Origin of the sequence: Labilibaculum sp. (assembly GCF_963664555.1) — a bacterium.
Classification (GTDB): Bacteria; Bacteroidota; Bacteroidia; order Bacteroidales; family Marinifilaceae; genus Labilibaculum.
Window position 1 is genome coordinate 2,116,239 of record NZ_OY761461.1, and the last position, 16,204, is coordinate 2,132,442.

Consider the following 16,204-nt stretch of genomic DNA (forward strand, 5'->3'; position numbering starts at 1 on the left):
CTTCCTTTTTTTTTGCAGTTAATTTTTTGGGCAGGGATTTTAAATATGAATCTTATTAAAATATTTAACCTCAAGTATAAATAAAAAGGCAATGTTTTGATCAAATATGTATTTTATATTCTGTTAATTTTATTTAATTTTATTCGAATTAAACTGTTTTACACAATGTATTATAGTAAGCTTGTGTATTGTCTTAAAAAATGAAAACAATACAAGCAAGAGATTTTTAACCGGAAAAGGCATCTTGGTTGAGTGAATTCCGGCTGGAGGTTTTAAATTTACAATAACAGATGCCGTAGCTGAAGGAAGAGCTTTAAACAGAATTGTACAATTTGAATTGGGAATTAAATAATCACTTAATATATTTAGAAAATGGATATGGATGTTGTATTTGGTAAATCGGATCAATTGTTTACGATGGCAATGGAGTACGCCCCGAAATTATTATTGGCTTTAGTAACTTTAGTAATTGGATTATGGATTATTAAAGCAATTGTAAAAGGCATTGCTAAGGTGATGGACAAGAGGGATATGGATGCTACTTTGAAACCTTTTATTGTAAGTTTATTTGGAGTCCTTCTGAAAGTTATGTTGTTTATTTCCGTAGTGGGAATGGTTGGTGTTCAGATGACCTCATTTATTGCAATTTTAGGAGCTGCAGGTTTGGCGGTTGGTATGGCTTTATCAGGTACTTTACAGAATTTTGCAGGTGGAGTAATGATTTTAATTTTCAAGCCATTTAAGGTTGGTGATGTGTTGGAAGCTCAGGGGTACGCTGGAGTTGTTCAGGAAATTCAACTTTTTAATACAATAATGCTTTCTTTTGATAATAAAACCATTATTATTCCAAACGGAGGTTTATCTACTGGTTCTATGATTAATTATTCCACTCAAGCAACTCGAAGAGTTGATATGAAATTTGGAATTGGTTATTCTGACGATATTGATAAGGCAAAAGAGATTCTTAACGGATTGTTGGCTAATCATGAATGTGTACTTAAAGATCCGGCTCATTTTATCGCAGTTTCGGAGTTGGCAGACAGTTCTGTTAATTTTACCGTAAGAGCATGGGTAAATGCAGCTGATTACTGGACAGTTTTCTTTTATATGCAAGAAACGGTAAAGAAGGAATTCGACAAAAATAATGTAGGAATTCCTTTTCCACAAAGGGATATTCACGTGTATAATCATTAAAAAATTAAAAATGACACAAAAAAGGGAGGTTTTTGCCTCCCTTTTTTTATTAACCGATATCAGATAAGTAGGAATTGATGTAATAACACGAAATGTATTTTCTATTTTTGTTTTGGAAATTTTAAAATTATTATGATGAAACTTACAAAAGGCAAAATAATAATATGCACAATTGTTTTTGTGCTGTTTTTTATCTTTTTAATGCTGTCTGCAATTGTTAAATATTGGGTGAATAAGAATTCGGAGGAAGTGATTGGTCGTAAAATTGAAATTTCAGAACTCCATTTTAATTATGCCAAGGTTTCGGCACGGGTAAAAGGATTTAAATTATACGAATTGGATGGAAATAGCAATTTTGTTTCTTTCGAAGAGTTGTATGTGAACATTAACCCATGGAAATTATTGTCTGGAGAGTATGCTGTGAGTGAAATCTATTTAGATGGATTGAATGTATCGGTAATAAAAAAATTAGAAGAATTTAATTTTGATGATCTGATAAAAGAAGATAGTTTGCATGCTATTGATAGCACTAATACAAAAGAGGACAAGGAGCTTGTAAAGTTTGAAATTCGTAATATTAAAATTAAAAACGGGCACGTCAATTACCTTGACTTTGAAAAAGACAACAATATTGATCTTAAGGATATTAATATTGAGTTGCCTTTAATCGCATGGAATAATGACAAATCAGAGATGGGTGTTAATTTTTCAATGGGAAAAACTGGTGATGTACATATTAATGCAGATGTTGACCATTCCAGCCAACGATACGTTATTAATTTAGGAGTAAAATCACTTGATGTTACTCCTTTTGTTGCCTATTTAAAAGACTATATGCTTGTTTCAAAATTGGAAGGAGATCTAGATACTCAAATTGTTATCGATGGTAGTATGAATGATTTCATGGATGTATGCATTAAAGGAAATACGACATTAAATGATTTTTCGGTAAGTGATGCAGACGGAAACCCTTTTATTGCAGCAAAATCGACTAAAGTTAGTTTAGATTCTCTTCATATTGGATCAGCTTATTACAAAATAGGATCAGTGGATATTGATTCTATGGTGATGTATGCCTCTCTCTATCCTGAGGTCAGTAGTTTTGAAAAAATTTTTCAGCCTATGTTGGTCTCTGATTCAATTTCTGAAAATAACCTAATTAAAGAAGATGCAGCATCTGTTTTGTTTTATCAGATTGACACAATTTCTCTTAGCAGAGGAGTCGTGAGATTTGCAGATCATACACTAAATCGAAAATTTGTTTACGATTTGAATGATATCCAGATGGATATAGGGACAGTTAATCCTGAAAGTTTAAAAATACCAGTAGTTTATTCATTGAACTTGAATGGCGGAGGAAGATCTTCAGGCTTGGCATCTTTTAGTTTGAAAGACGTTTATAAATTTAACTTACGTGGAAAGATTGAAAGGCTTGATTTAATGAGTTTTTCGCCCTATACAGAGTTTTATATTGCCAGGCCAATTACTCAGGGAGAGCTTAATTACACTTGTAATATTGATTTGACGGCAATTGCATTGGATAATTTGAATAAAATAAAAATTTCCGAATTTGAATTTGGGAATAAAACCAGTGATCCAAATACAATTAAAGCTCCTGTTCGTTTGGCTTTGTATCTATTAAAGGATAAAGATGATCTTATTAAATTCGATTTGCCTGTATCGGGAAATCCAAAAGATCCGGAATTTAGAATAGGGAAAATTATATGGAAGACATTCATGAATTTTTTGGTGAAAACTGCTGGTAAACCTTTTGGGTTATTGGGTAATTTAGTTGGAGCAAATCCTGAGAGTATTGAAAAAATACCATTTCATTTTTTACAGGATAGTTTGGATATTGCACAAAAAAATACATTGGAAACAATTGCAGGCATACTGAAGAAAAAATCGGATTTAAAATTTCTATTTTCACAGGAAACAAATATTGGTGAAGAAAAGATTCTGCTTGCCGTAAGAGAATGTGCAGATCGTTTTTTTCAATCAGCAGCTATGGAGGAGATGATTATACCGAATCTTCAATTAATGGAATGGGCAAATAACAGTCCGGAATTTAGAACTTATATTTTTAATCAGGATCGGTCGAATGCGGAACAATCAATTCAAGACAATTGTGTTGCTGTAATTGGAGAACAGGAAATAAGCATTTTATTCGAGAAGCTTTATGATAAAAGAAATAATATGGTTTCAGATTACCTGATAAATAGCTTATTGGTAGGTGTTAACTCATTTGAAATGAAAAAAGCTGATTTAAGAAATTTGTCTGAGGAACAACGTTCTCCAAATTTTCGAATTGAAGTCTCGTTACAATAAAAATTTAATACGAATAATAATCCTGATGCATAGTATCTTGTAAAACCAGGTGTTTTTTTATATGTTTGTTAAACCATGAATGAAGAAATAAATTTATATTTTATAACGAAGTGGAAGTCTCAATTTAAAAAGGGACTTCTGGAATATATTATTTTGCTGCTATTAAGGTCTAGGCCATGTTATGGATACGAGCTGATTAGTGAGATGAATCAATTTACATCACTCGAAATTGCTGAGGGAACTATTTATCCCCTTTTGAATCGATTGAAGAAAGAAAAATTGGTTACCTCTGAATGGGCCGAAATGGATACAGGTATTCCACGAAAGTATTATAAACTTACCGAAGAAGGAACTGCTCATCTAATGGTGATGAGAGAATATGTTGATGCTTTAAACCTTTCGATTGAGAGGATCAAAGAAAGTGTTTAAATAACCAGAGAAATCATATAATTAGTAGGTGATGAAGAAGTATATTTTGTCCTTGGATCAAGGAACCTCAGTGTCGAAAGCAATAATATTTAATAAGGATGGAGAAATTGTTTCTTTGGTTCAAAAAGAATATGAACAATACTATCCTAAGCCCGGCTGGATTGAACAGGATGCCAAGGAGATTTGGTATTCTCAGGCATCAGTTGCAGAAGAGGTTTTGGAAAAAGCGGGCCTGACCGGAGCAGATATTGCAGGTATAGGTATTACGAACCAAAGGGAAACTACTATTATTTGGGATAAGGAAACTGGTCAGCCTATTTACAATGCTATTGTTTGGCAGGATAAACGTACTTCTCATATTTGTGATGAATTGAAGAAACGAGGTTACGCTTCCTTGATAAAAGCAAAGACGGGTTTAATTCTTGATGCTTTCTTTTCCGCAACAAAAATAAAATGGCTTCTTGATAATGTTGAAGGAGCAAGAGAAAGAGCAGAAAGAGGTGAACTGGCTTTTGGTACCGTAGATAGTTGGTTAATTTGGAAGCTTACAAAAGGAGAAAAGCATGTTACAGATGTGTCTAATGCAAGTCGTACAATGCTTTATAATATCCATAAATTGGAATGGGATCAGGAGATTTTGGATATCATGAACATTCCAGCATCACTACTGCCAAAAGTATGCTCATCCAGTGAAGTGTACGGAAGTACAAAAAGATCGATGTTTGGGACTGATATACCAATCTCCGGAATTTGTGGAGATCAGCAGGCTGCTTTGTTTGGACAGGTTTGTTTTGAGAAGGGAATGGTGAAAAATACATACAATACGGGTTGTTTTATTTTAATGAATACCGGAGATCAGCCGGTTGAATCAAAAAACGACCTGATTACGACAATTGCCTGGAGTATTGGAGACAAGGTTACTTATGCACTTGAAGGAAGTGTATTTATTGGTGGTGCGGTGGTTCAGTGGCTCCGCGATGGTTTGGGTTTAATTCACTCCACCGAGGAAATTGAAATTCTTGCTCTTACCGAAAAGGATAATGGTGGGGTGTATATTGTACCTGCTTTTACTGGATTAGGAGCACCTTATTGGGATCAATACGCCAGAGGAACATTTTGGGGATTGAATATGGGAACTAGTATTGGTCATATTGCCCGGGCTTCATTAGAATCGATTGCTCACAGATCATCAGATGTATTGAAAGCAATGGAAGCTGACTCGGGGATGAAATTTAAACAACTCAGAGCAGGAGGGACTATGGTGAATAATACCTTACTTCAATATCAGGCTGATTTTTATGATATTCCTGTGGTTCAATCTAGAATTAAGGAGATTGCAGCATTGGGAGCAGCCTATTTGGCAGGATTGGGAGTTGGCTTCTGGAAAGATACAGATGAAATAAGAGAACATTGGAAGATAGCAAAGGAATTTAATGTTTTAATGGAAAAAGACACTGTAGCTCATCATAAAAAATATTGGGACAAGGCAGTAAGTCGTTCCTTAAATTGGATCGATTCTGATGAATAAAAAAATCTATTTTTTATAAAGAAAGAGGATGTCTCATAACAAAGTAGACATCCTCTTTTTCATGATCTTTTGTTTTTTTGAGATTAAACTGCCTTATACTGCTTATTTGTTTTTGGAAGTCTTTTTTACCTCCAATATGCAAAACAGAGGTTTCATATAGAGGAAATAGGACTTCAAAAGAATTAAGAAAGGCCGTTAGGCCACTTTTCTACTATTCATTTTCTTAAGATTTATGGCTAGAGCCAATAATCCCATTTCGATTTCTACTTTTTCTTTGCCACGAAGTAAAAATCGTTTAAATCCTTTATTGTGTTTAAGGTTACCAAAAGCGGCCTCTACATCAACCGGTCTTTGACTCCTGTGCTTCAATCCTTCTTCTGAGGTTAAATGTTCTCGTGCTTTACTTCTTAATTCGTTAAGTCGGTGATTAATCTGAATCGTTCGATTACCTTTTGCTTTGTGACACATCCCCCTAAGTGGGCATCCGTTACAGTTTTGAGCTTGATAAACATGGATTGTCTTAAAATGACCGGCTTGGCTTTTTTCCTTTTTTATCTTCTTAAGATTCATTACTTGTCCCATTGGGCAGTAGTAAATATCCTGTTTAGAGTCGTAGAATAAATTGTTGGGGTGAAACTCGCAATAAGTTTTGGCTCCCTTCTTTTGTTCTTTATGAAAGTAATTGTATTTCACAAAAGAGGTTAATCCTTCCGCTTCAAGAAATTCATAATTCTCCTCAGACCCATAACCGGAATCTGCACATACGCTGTTTAGTTTGTCTGGATACAACTGTTGAACCTCTTTCATATGAGGTATAAAGGTTTTTGTATCGGTTGGATTATTATGGTTTGAATAATTTACAATGAATTGATTTTGTGTGCTAAACTGCAGGTTATATCCTGGTTTTAGCTGACCATTTTGCATATAGTCATCCTTCATTCGCATAAAGGTTGCATCCGGATCCGTTTTTGAATAACTATTTCGCTCTTCCAATATCTTTAGCTTTTGCTCGTTTTTTCGGAGATTATCAGCATAATTCTTCTTGGCATAGTTGAGTTGCCGGCGTTTCTTAGCATCCACTTTCTTATCCCTCAAGGCCTCATTAATTGTCTCAATGGTCTGCTCTATTTTTTCTGGATCAACATCACTTAAATCGGGCTTACTTACATTTGCTAAATCCGATTTGGCTACCTGCTCTGTATAATCCCAAAGTTCCCCCAACCGATCCTTCATGCGTTGGATATTCTTTTGAATGGCTTTACCCCAAACAAACGAAAACTTATTTGCATTGGCCTCGATCTTGGTGCCATCGACATATATGGTTTGTAGATCAATATGTCCGGAATCTACCAGTAACAGGACTACTTGACTGAACACTTCCTTTAAAACACCTTTTAATCGACTGCTTCTAAAGCGGGCAATCGTATTGTGATCTGGCTTTTGCATCCCTGACAACCACATGAAATGTACATTTTCTGATGCCGCCTGCTCTATTTTTCGAGAGGAATATACATTACACAAATAGGAATAAACTAATAACTTAAGCATCATTTTGGGATGATAGGCCTTTGCTCCCGTATAACTGTATTTTTCAAGGATACGATCTATCTGGACACCATCAATAATACTGCTGATGGTACGAACAGGGTGTTCAGATGATATGAAATCCGAGAGAGAAGGCGGAAAAAGAATCATCTGGTTTTGATGATAGGCTTTGAAATGAGATTTTTGAGGGACTAATTTCATATCTCTAAAATAAGAAATCAGTGATAAATATAAAAAACTATAAAACGAAAAAGAGACTATCTCATTTGAGACAGCCTCTTTCTTGTTTATAGAAGTTTGTTTCTTTATTTTAAAGAATTACAACACTTATTTTTAACATTAAGTGACTGATTAATAGCAACCTATTAGTGTATGGTGAAATTTAGATTAAATAAAAATTAACGATTATAATACCACATACCTTGCAAAGCTAAGTATTTTATTTAGCTTTGTAAGGAAGGATTTATTAAAGGCTTTAGAAAAATCTAAATAATAAACCGAAGGAAGTAATACTTCCAATTTTTTTCACAAGAAACATAGTTATACTATGTACTGTGTATACAGATTTAATTTTTAAATGAAAATTATTTAGCAATGGAAGATCAGAGATTTAATTTAGAAGTAGGCGATCGCCTTTACGACTTTTTCCTCGACATTTTGGTGCTGCAAAAAAACAACTGTGTTCGCGATGAGGAAAATGTTTATGGAAGTATTTGGGAGTTTTGGGAAAAAGAACTTTAATAGTTCAGATTAGGAATAAACTGTTTATTGAACTGTTATGGAAAGAGATAGGATGATTAGGGAAATTGAAAAATTGGATCAGAAGTGGGATGTTATCATTGTTGGTGGAGGTGCTTCAGGTTTAGGAGCCGCCATTGAATCGGCTACAAGAGGATATAAAACCTTACTTTTGGAACAAGATGATTTCGCTAAAGGCACATCGAGCAGGAGTACAAAGTTGGTGCATGGAGGAGTTCGTTATTTGGCACAAGGAAATATTTCTCTTGTGTTGGAAGCACTTCGGGAGAGAGGTTTAATGAAGCAAAATGCTCCGCATTTAGTGAAAGATCAATCCTTTATTATTCCTAATTATACTTGGTGGGGAACTCCTTACTATACATTGGGACTTACCTTGTATGATTTGATGGCTGGAAAATTAAGTTATGGACGTTCTTTGCCTTTTTCAAAAAAACGCACGTTAAAATATATTCCAACCTTACAAGAGAAAAACCTTTGTGGTGGTGTTGTTTATCATGATGGTCAGTTTGATGACGCTCGGTTGGCGATTAATATGTGCCAAACATTTGTAGAAAATGGTGGTGTTGCCCTAAACTACATGAAGGTAGATGGATTAAAGAAATCCAACGGGAAAGTTAATGCTGTATTGGTAACAGATATGGAAAGCGGCTCCAAATATACATTAAAAGCGAAGGTTATTCTAAATGCTACTGGTGTATTTGTTGATGAAATCATTAAAATGGATGAGCCAAAAGCTAGAGATATAGTAAAGGTTAGTCAAGGAGTTCATTTGGTTTTGGATAAAGAATTTGTTCCAGGAGATTACGCGATTATGATTCCAAAAACAGATGATGGACGTGTTCTTTTTGCAGTACCTTGGCATAATAAGGTTGTAGTTGGTACAACTGATGTGCATAAGGATTCGGCAGAGTTGGAACCAAGAGCTTTGGAAGAAGAGGTTAACTTCATTTTAGAAACCGCAGGAAGATTCTTAACAAAACCTCCCAAAAGGTCAGACGTAAGAAGTGTATTTGCAGGATTAAGACCTTTGGCAGCACCAAGTGGTGAGGGTAAAAAAACCAAAGAGATTTCGAGAGGACATAAAATTGTAGTTTCAAAATCAGGAATGGTTACAATTACTGGTGGTAAATGGACTACTTACCGTCAAATGGCAGAGGATGTTGTTAATACAGTTTCAAAAACAGGTAACCTTCCGGAAAAGAAATCGATTACCCGTAATTTAAAAATACATGGTTATAAGAACGGTATAGACTTAAAGAATCCATTGCATTTCTACGGTTCCGACGAAAAAAATATTTTAGATCTAGCCAAAAAAGAAGATGGTTTGGGAGACTATTTGAGCAAAAAGTTGAAGGTGATTAATGCTCAGGTGGTTTGGGGAGCAAGACATGAGATGGCCAGAACAGTTGAAGATATTTTATCACGAAGAACAAGATGTTTACTCTTGGATGCAAAAGAAAGTATTCTGATCGCTCCTAAGGTTGCTGAATTGCTAGCCAAAGAATTAGGGTATGACAAACAATGGGAAGAAAATCAAATTAAAGAATATAGTGAGTTAGCATCTCGATATATATTACAATAGTTAGTACTTGAGGAAGTGGATTTGCGATGAGAAGTTAGCAGTACTTCGGGAATTTAATAGGTACTGTTATAATTGTTAGTTATAATAATATTAATCAGTTAGTTTTTGGCACAAAATTAACTCAGCGCAAATCCACTTAAACTTTGCACCAGAAAGATGGCGGTTACTTTACAATTGCCAATCTTCCATCCTCAAAAAAAACATGGAAATTTTATTTTTCCAGTAGATAATTCATGTTGATGTAGGTGAGATCTTAAAAAAAGTTTTTTTTTCGCATCTTCGCAATCGATTACAAATTCGATTAAGGGACAATGAGGAGATGAGATATTTGCAGATTAGAAAACCAAATAACACAATAACCCAAAATTAGAATTAATATGAAAGACAAGTTTATTTTAGCGCTTGATCAAGGAACGACTAGTTCTCGTGCGATCGTTTTCAACAAAAAAGGCGAAATGATTAGTACTGCACAAAAAGAGTTTACACAAATTTTCCCTCAGCCAGGATGGGTGGAGCATGATGCAAACGAAATTTGGTTTACTCAAGCTGGTGTAGCAGCAGAAGCAATCACACATGCAGGTGTTGACGGAAAAAGCATTGCCAGTATTGGTATTACAAATCAGAGGGAGACAACAGTAGTTTGGGATCGTGAAACTAGTGAGCCGATTTATAATGCAATCGTTTGGCAAGATAGAAGAACTTCAAAATATTGTGATGAATTAAGAGTGGCCGGACATGCTGATATGATTCAGGATAAGACAGGATTGATTATTGATTCCTATTTTTCAGGAACTAAAGTAAAGTGGATTCTTGACAATGTTGAAGGTGCTCGTGAAAAAGCAGAGGCAGGAAAATTAGCTTTTGGAACTATTGATAGCTGGTTAATCTGGAAATTAACAAAAGGTGAAGTTCATGTAACTGACGTATCTAACGCAAGTAGAACTTTACTTTATAACATTAACACTCTTGAGTGGGATACTGAAATGTTGGAGTTACTAAACATTCCAGGAAGTATGTTGCCAGAGGTGAAGTCTTCTTCTGAAGTATATGGATATACAACTTCTACATTATTTGCTCATAAAGTACCTATAGCAGGTATCGCTGGTGACCAGCAGGCTGCAACTTTCGGACAAATGTGTATTGAGCCGGGTTCTGTTAAGAATACTTATGGTACAGGTTGTTTCATGCTTTGTAATACAGGTAATAAACCAGTAAAATCTAAAAATAACTTGCTTACAACTATTGGTTGGAAAATTAATGGTGAAACTACATACTGTTTGGAAGGAAGTATCTTCATGGGTGGAGCTATTGTTCAGTGGCTGCGCGATGGATTAGGTATCATTAAGTCATCTTCAGATGTTGAGGCATTAGCTACTTCAGTAAAAGATAACGGTGGTGTGTTCATGGTTCCAGCTCTTACAGGTTTAGGTGCTCCACATTGGGATCAGTATGCCAGAGGAACAATTGTAGGTCTTACAAGAGGTTCAACAGCTGCTCACATTGCACGAGCTGCTCTGGAAGGAATCGCTTTTCAGGTAATGGATGTTTTGAAGTCTATGGAAGCTGATGCTGGAATCGAAATTAGAGAATTACGTGTTGATGGTGGTGCAGCAATTAACAACTTGTTAATGCAATTCCAGTCGGATATGTTAGATGCTCCGGTTTACCGTCCTAAGACTCTTGAAACAACAGCTTTGGGAGCAGCTTACTTAGCTGGTTTAGCAGTTGGATATTGGGAGGGTATTGATGATATTAAAAATCAGTGGCAGATGGATCAGAAATTCGAACCAACAATGGCTAAAGACGAATCTAAGAGACTTATTTCTGGTTGGAATAAAGCTTTAGGACGTTCTAAGAATTGGGATATCGAAGCGTAAGTTTAAACAAAAACTATTTGAATGAATGCCAGATTTGTGAAGGACCGATCTGTGATGTAGAAACAATCTGGCATTTTATTTTTTTAATAACAAAACCGTTTAATATTTTATATTATGAGCGAATTTATTGCAGAATTTTTAGGAACAATGCTACTAATTTTACTAGGTAATGGAGTAGTGGCTAATGTGGTATTAAATAAGACAAAAGGAAATAACAGTGGTTGGATAGTTATCACTTTGGGTTGGGGATTAGCTGTATTTACCGGAGTTGCAGTTGCAGGTCCTGTTTCTGGAGCACATCTTAACCCTGCGGTTACTATTGGTTTAGCTATTGCTGGTATGTTTGCATGGTCGAAAGTTGGTCTTTTTATTGCAGCTCAAATGCTGGGTGCGGCTATGGGAGCATTTCTTGTTTGGTTAATGTACCGCGATTACTTTAATGCTACAGAGGATGGCGGATCGAAATTAGCTTGTTTTTCTACCGGTCCAGCTATCAGAAACCTGACTAGTAATGTAATTAGCGAAATAATTGGAACTTTTGTATTGGTGTTTGTGATCTTTTATTTGGCAGGTCCATCATTGCAAGCGGCAGGAATGGAAGGTGCTAAGATAGGATTGGGAACATTGGGAGCTTTACCGGTTGCTTTATTGGTTGTTGCTATTGGTCTTTCACTTGGAGGAACTACTGGTTATGCAATTAATCCAGCAAGAGATTTGGGACCAAGAATTATGCATGCAGTTCTTCCAATGGACAATAAAGGAACAAGTGACTGGGGATATGCTTTAGTACCAGTTGTTGCACCTGTTTTAGGTGCTGCAATAGCTGCAACCCTTTTCATGTTCTTATAATAAAATTAACCACTACAAAAATTAACCTATCTATTGAGATTTGGATTACCATGTATTCCAAATCTTATCAGAATCTAATTCAATATTAATATGAAAAAAATTACATTTAAAATATCGGCACTATTGGTTCTGGTAATAATAATGGCTTCAAACCTTACTGTTAACGCACAAGGAAAAGTATCAGTTAGCCCATCGGTAACTACTCGTCATTACTGGAGAGGTATCATGGTAAGTAATACTGCTAACTTCGAAATGGATCTTGCTTACACGAACAATAACTTCACATTTGGAGCTTGGGGTGGATATGCATTCGATAATACTTATTCAGAGTTTGATTTCCACGTAGGATACAAGTTTAGTGATCATTTTAATGTTGCAGTTTGGGATTTATTCGCAAACAGAGATAGAGCTTCTATCGACGATTACAATTATCTTGACTTAGATAAAAGTACAACCAATCACTTGATTGATGCAAGTTTCAATTTTTATTTTACTGAGCAGTTTCCTTTAAGTCTTAGCGTAGCTACCATGCTTTACGGACGTGATTTAGATGCAGAAGGAAATCAGAATTATTCAACTTATGTTGAGTTTGGTTACCCAGTTAAAATAGGTGGAGAAACTGTTTCATTATTTGCAGGCCTTAATCCATTTGAAAATCAAGTTTACGGAGAGAGTTTTGGTTTCGTTAATATTGGAGCTTCAGCAACAAGAGAAATCAAAATTACCGATAGCTTTTCTTTAAATGCCTGGGCTAAAATTGGTGTTAACCCACAAGCTGAAACTGCTAACCTTATTTTAGGTATCGGTTTCTAAATTGGAACAATTAGTCAGAATACTGCTTTCTGATTTAATATAGGTTCGAAAATTAATTAACGATCAACATTAAAATCCCGCCTCTTTTTGGAAGGCGGGATTTTTTGTATTACCAAACTATTTCTTTGTATTCTACTGTTTCACTATTGATATCAAATCCATTGTTGGCTGTTGCACTTTCAAATTCGTATGCAAATACACCCACGAAATATGTAGTGCCAGCAGTTAATTGAGTATTCGAGTCCCAATTCTTTGAGTTTTCATTAAACTCATATTCTGTTGTTGATAATTGATTCGAAACATAAAGAACCTTACCATCTTTCTCAGACATAAATTTTACAACATAGATGTCTGCATTATCCAATTCATTCCAGGAAATATTAAACTTATGTCCATCTGTTGTATAGATGAAATCAGTAATTTCTATAGGCTCGATTCTAGAATCTAACAATTTATCTTGAACTTTAATTGTTTCTTGTCCTATCGAAACCATCTCAAATTTGTAAAAACCATTAGCAATATCTGTTGAGCTATAGTCTGTTACTTTAGGTAGAAGTCTAAATACTTTTTTATTTGTCATATAATCACCTAATACATAGTCCGGCGCATCATTTATAGGACTTTCCACCAATACTTCTGATAAATTTTTATTCGAGTAAGCATAAAAAAATGGAGCGAAATGTGTTTCATCACCTACTTTAATACAACGAACAAACACATCACCAATACCATCAAGTTCTGGTTCCTGATACTCATTTGTGTCGCAAGAAGGCAATATCGATATTGAAACCAATAGTAAAAGGCTAAATTTTAAACTTTTCATTTTTATAAATAATAAATTAATATTTCTGTTGATTTATCTTTTTGATGAGTAAAAAGGAGATTGGTTGCTTTGGGAGCTGTTATTTTTTAAATTTAATTTTGAAGTTCCATGGAGGGGAGATAAGAATGGAATACCTTTTAAAAAAAAAGCGTAATTTTAACGCAACCCATTTGTAATTACTGTAACTAACAGATAAATCTGTTTTGCTCTAAACCAAAAAAGAAGTTGGAAAACCATAAGTTGGATCAAATAATAAAGGATTGCATTAAGGGAAAATCGAAAGCACAAGAATTTCTCTATGTAGAATTTGCCTCTAAAATGTTGGGGGTATGTTTGCGCTATTCTAAAGATTTGGCTGAGGCTGAGGATACTTTGCAGGATGGGTTCATTAAAATTTTTCAGAATGTTAAATCCTATCAGTTTAAAGGTTCGTTTGAAGGATGGATGAGGAGAATAATGGTTAATACAGCACTGGAAAAATTTCGGAAAGCTAAGAAAATTCAGTTGGTAGAAGAAGCTATTGACACAGCAGATGAGGGTGATGTCAATTATTCCGAATCGGATATTTCCATAGATATTTTACTTAAAATGGTACAGGAATTACCAGATCGCTATCGTATGGTGTTTAGTCTGTATGTACTTGATGGATACCCGCACAATGAAATTGCTGAAGTGATGAATATTACTGTTGGAACATCAAAATCTAATTTGGCTCGGGGAAGAGCTATTTTAAAGCAAAAAGTGAGTGATTATTTGAAGGTAAAAGAGAATAATTTGAGAGTATGCTAAAGGACAACAAACATATTGACAGTCTTTTTGCTGATGGATTAAAAAATCTGTCTGTTCCACCGAATTCTAAAGTGTGGGAAGGAATAAACAGTCAATTAATGGCGGCAAAGAAAAAGCGGAGGATTGCTATTTACATATGGACTGGCATCGCAGCGTCGATACTTTTACTGTTAGCAATAGGTAATCAGTATTTTATCAGTCAGCCAAATTACAAAATGCAATTAAATACTGTTTCTGAAAATAGGACATCGCTTCAAAACAATTTTGAGTCGGAATTAAATCAGGATATAGATTCTAAAGCAAATAGTTCAACAAAAAAAGAGTTGACCAACAATGCGAACATTACAAATGAATCATATGTATTTGAAAATAAGCAAGATAACATAATTCTTGCAAATTCATCATCTATCAAAGCGAATTTAAATGAGACTAATTCGCTGGAAATTTTTGTCACGGGAAATTTGAACAGTAAGTTTAACAAGTTTTCAGATTCTAATAGTGCCAAAATTAGAAGATCGGATCCGGATATGGTTTTTCTATCAAAAGAAAAGGATTTGACCTTTTTAGATAGCGAATTTGTAAATCTATTGATGAATCGTACATTGGAAGAAAAACTTTCGAATTTTAAGAACGATCTTCCTAGTCAGTTGCTCCCCAATACGAGTCAATTATTTAAACAACAGGATTTAGTACTGTTGGCGGACGAAATGCAAATTCGAAAAAATATTTTGGCAATTGAGCAATTGGGGAGAGATAAAATTAAAGAAAATAAATGGTCGATTATCGGTCAAGTATCTTCAAGCTACTCTTCCTATTCAGGTGATAACAAAGGAAGTAATATTGAATCTGGGATTTGGAGCGTAGGAGGAGGAGCGAAAGTGAATTTTGCAATGAATGACAAATTTGCTTTTCAGACTGGAATTGTATACAATCGTTTTGGACAGGATTTGAATTCTGGTGGAGGCCATCGTGATTTAATGTATGCTGATGCAACTACGAATTCTGATGTAAATCTAATTCCGGAAGATAAATCGTTAATTAGAGAGGTTTCCTATCCTTCGGTAACTTCTGCAGGGCCAATACGGTTGAGTGGTGGTAGTAGTTTGCCACAGTCTACGCCTTCTGGAGAAGCATTTCTTAGTACCAATTCGTATTCATCATCAGCAGATTTAATTCAAAGTTTTAAAGCCATCGAAATACCTTTTTTGATGCGGTATAATCTCATTCAAAAAAGAGTTGGGATGTTTGTTTCGGGTGGTTTAAGTGCTAACATGATTGTTGGAAATGGAGTGTATGATCAATCAAATGGAGGAAATAAGAAAATTGGGGAGATTGAAGGAATACGAGCAACTAATTTTAGTTCTCAATTTAGTTTTGGATTGGAATACAGGCTGAATTCAAAACTTCAAATTGGATTGGAACCTTCGGTTAAATATTATCTGAATTCCATAAATACCAGTAGTCAGTATGATTACAAGCCGTATTCAATTGGTATCTTCACAGGAATTCGTTATGATTTCTAGAAATCTAATTTTTTTGTTGCAAAATGTAGCTGAGTCTTAACGTAAAGCTTATTTTTTTACTCAAGTGAATGCACAAGAACAAATTTTGCGAAAATGGATGCTAATTCCGATGTTTTTTTGGATAAGGCTATTTTAGGACGAGACAAAATAAGAAAAGTAAAAAGG

Annotated in this window: 13 protein-coding genes; 11 read left to right on the plus strand and 2 right to left on the minus strand. The window is 34.9% G+C overall.

Annotation, left to right across the window (positions count from 1 at the left end; genetic code table 11):
- The first annotated feature begins 372 nt into the window (after positions 1-372).
- The 4 genes from ACKU4N_RS08350 (at position 373) to glpK (ACKU4N_RS08365) (ending at position 5,479) form a co-directional block, all read left to right on the plus strand.
- Positions 373-1,194, plus strand: a complete 822-nt coding sequence (locus ACKU4N_RS08350) for a mechanosensitive ion channel family protein (protein ID WP_321322383.1) — start codon at positions 373-375, stop codon at positions 1,192-1,194.
- A 132-nt stretch (positions 1,195-1,326) separates the two neighbouring features.
- Entirely contained in the window at positions 1,327-3,522 is a 2,196-nt protein-coding gene (locus ACKU4N_RS08355) for a DUF748 domain-containing protein (protein WP_321322385.1), read from the plus strand.
- Positions 3,523-3,597: 75 nt separating this feature from the next.
- The gene (locus tag ACKU4N_RS08360) at positions 3,598-3,951 is read left to right on the plus strand and encodes a PadR family transcriptional regulator (protein ID WP_101311822.1); all 354 of its coding nucleotides are present in this window, start codon (positions 3,598-3,600) and stop codon (positions 3,949-3,951) included.
- 31 nt (positions 3,952-3,982) lie between these two features.
- Positions 3,983-5,479 carry a glycerol kinase GlpK gene (glpK, locus tag ACKU4N_RS08365; RefSeq protein WP_321322389.1) on the plus strand — a complete coding sequence of 499 codons (1,497 nt, stop codon included), beginning with the start codon at positions 3,983-3,985 and terminating at the stop codon, positions 5,477-5,479.
- 195 nt (positions 5,480-5,674) lie between these two features.
- Here the strand turns inward: glpK (ACKU4N_RS08365) and ACKU4N_RS08370 are convergent, their stop codons facing one another.
- Positions 5,675-7,225: an IS1182 family transposase gene (locus ACKU4N_RS08370; protein ID WP_156197454.1), complete on the minus strand. Its 1,551-nt coding sequence runs from the start codon at positions 7,223-7,225 to the stop codon at positions 5,675-5,677.
- Positions 7,226-7,618: 393 nt separating this feature from the next.
- Here ACKU4N_RS08370 and ACKU4N_RS08375 point away from each other — a divergent pair, with 393 nt between their 5' ends.
- From ACKU4N_RS08375 to ACKU4N_RS08395, 5 genes are all read left to right on the plus strand, one after another.
- Positions 7,619-7,765, plus strand: a complete 147-nt coding sequence (locus ACKU4N_RS08375) for a hypothetical protein (protein ID WP_154675811.1) — start codon at positions 7,619-7,621, stop codon at positions 7,763-7,765.
- A 37-nt stretch (positions 7,766-7,802) separates the two neighbouring features.
- Positions 7,803-9,365 (plus strand): glycerol-3-phosphate dehydrogenase/oxidase, encoded by a 1,563-nt coding sequence (locus ACKU4N_RS08380; protein ID WP_321322391.1) that lies wholly within the window; start codon positions 7,803-7,805, stop codon positions 9,363-9,365.
- Positions 9,366-9,742: 377 nt separating this feature from the next.
- Positions 9,743-11,242 (plus strand): glycerol kinase GlpK, encoded by a 1,500-nt coding sequence (gene glpK, locus ACKU4N_RS08385; RefSeq protein WP_321322393.1) that lies wholly within the window; start codon positions 9,743-9,745, stop codon positions 11,240-11,242.
- 114 nt (positions 11,243-11,356) lie between these two features.
- Complete coding sequence (locus tag ACKU4N_RS08390; RefSeq protein ID WP_321322395.1) at positions 11,357-12,091, plus strand: MIP/aquaporin family protein; 735 nt, start codon at positions 11,357-11,359, stop codon at positions 12,089-12,091.
- A gap of 90 nt (positions 12,092-12,181) precedes the next feature.
- Positions 12,182-12,904: a hypothetical protein gene (locus tag ACKU4N_RS08395; protein ID WP_321322398.1), complete on the plus strand. Its 723-nt coding sequence runs from the start codon at positions 12,182-12,184 to the stop codon at positions 12,902-12,904.
- Positions 12,905-13,013: 109 nt separating this feature from the next.
- On the opposite strand, the gene ACKU4N_RS08400 is transcribed toward ACKU4N_RS08395, so the two are convergent.
- A complete protein-coding gene (locus ACKU4N_RS08400; protein ID WP_321322400.1) occupies positions 13,014-13,727 on the minus strand; it encodes a hypothetical protein in 714 nt (237 codons plus the stop codon).
- Between the two features lie 225 nt (positions 13,728-13,952).
- On the opposite strand from ACKU4N_RS08400, the gene ACKU4N_RS08405 reads away from it, so the two are divergent.
- On the plus strand, positions 13,953-14,516 hold the full coding sequence (locus tag ACKU4N_RS08405; protein WP_321322402.1) for an RNA polymerase sigma factor: 564 nt from the start codon (positions 13,953-13,955) through the stop codon (positions 14,514-14,516).
- On the plus strand, positions 14,510-16,039 hold the full coding sequence (locus ACKU4N_RS08410; RefSeq protein ID WP_321322404.1) for a hypothetical protein: 1,530 nt from the start codon (positions 14,510-14,512) through the stop codon (positions 16,037-16,039). The genes ACKU4N_RS08405 and ACKU4N_RS08410 overlap by 7 nt, the downstream gene beginning before the upstream one ends.
- Positions 16,040-16,204 lie beyond the last annotated feature (165 nt).

What these genes read in the sequence shown, in the direction of transcription:
- ACKU4N_RS08350 (WP_321322383.1), top strand. Translation starts at nt 373, where the DNA reads ATGGATATGGATGTTGTATTTGGTAAATCGGATCAATTGTTTACGATG.
- ACKU4N_RS08355 (WP_321322385.1), top strand. Translation starts at nt 1,327, where the DNA reads ATGATGAAACTTACAAAAGGCAAAATAATAATATGCACAATTGTTTTT.
- ACKU4N_RS08360 (WP_101311822.1), top strand. Translation starts at nt 3,598, where the DNA reads ATGAATGAAGAAATAAATTTATATTTTATAACGAAGTGGAAGTCTCAA.
- glpK (WP_321322389.1), top strand. Translation starts at nt 3,983, where the DNA reads ATGAAGAAGTATATTTTGTCCTTGGATCAAGGAACCTCAGTGTCGAAA.
- ACKU4N_RS08370 (WP_156197454.1), bottom strand. Translation starts at nt 7,225, where the DNA reads ATGAAATTAGTCCCTCAAAAATCTCATTTCAAAGCCTATCATCAAAAC.
- ACKU4N_RS08375 (WP_154675811.1), top strand. Translation starts at nt 7,619, where the DNA reads ATGGAAGATCAGAGATTTAATTTAGAAGTAGGCGATCGCCTTTACGAC.
- ACKU4N_RS08380 (WP_321322391.1), top strand. Translation starts at nt 7,803, where the DNA reads ATGGAAAGAGATAGGATGATTAGGGAAATTGAAAAATTGGATCAGAAG.
- glpK (WP_321322393.1), top strand. Translation starts at nt 9,743, where the DNA reads ATGAAAGACAAGTTTATTTTAGCGCTTGATCAAGGAACGACTAGTTCT.
- ACKU4N_RS08390 (WP_321322395.1), top strand. Translation starts at nt 11,357, where the DNA reads ATGAGCGAATTTATTGCAGAATTTTTAGGAACAATGCTACTAATTTTA.
- ACKU4N_RS08395 (WP_321322398.1), top strand. Translation starts at nt 12,182, where the DNA reads ATGAAAAAAATTACATTTAAAATATCGGCACTATTGGTTCTGGTAATA.
- ACKU4N_RS08400 (WP_321322400.1), bottom strand. Translation starts at nt 13,727, where the DNA reads ATGAAAAGTTTAAAATTTAGCCTTTTACTATTGGTTTCAATATCGATA.
- ACKU4N_RS08410 (WP_321322404.1), top strand. Translation starts at nt 14,510, where the DNA reads ATGCTAAAGGACAACAAACATATTGACAGTCTTTTTGCTGATGGATTA.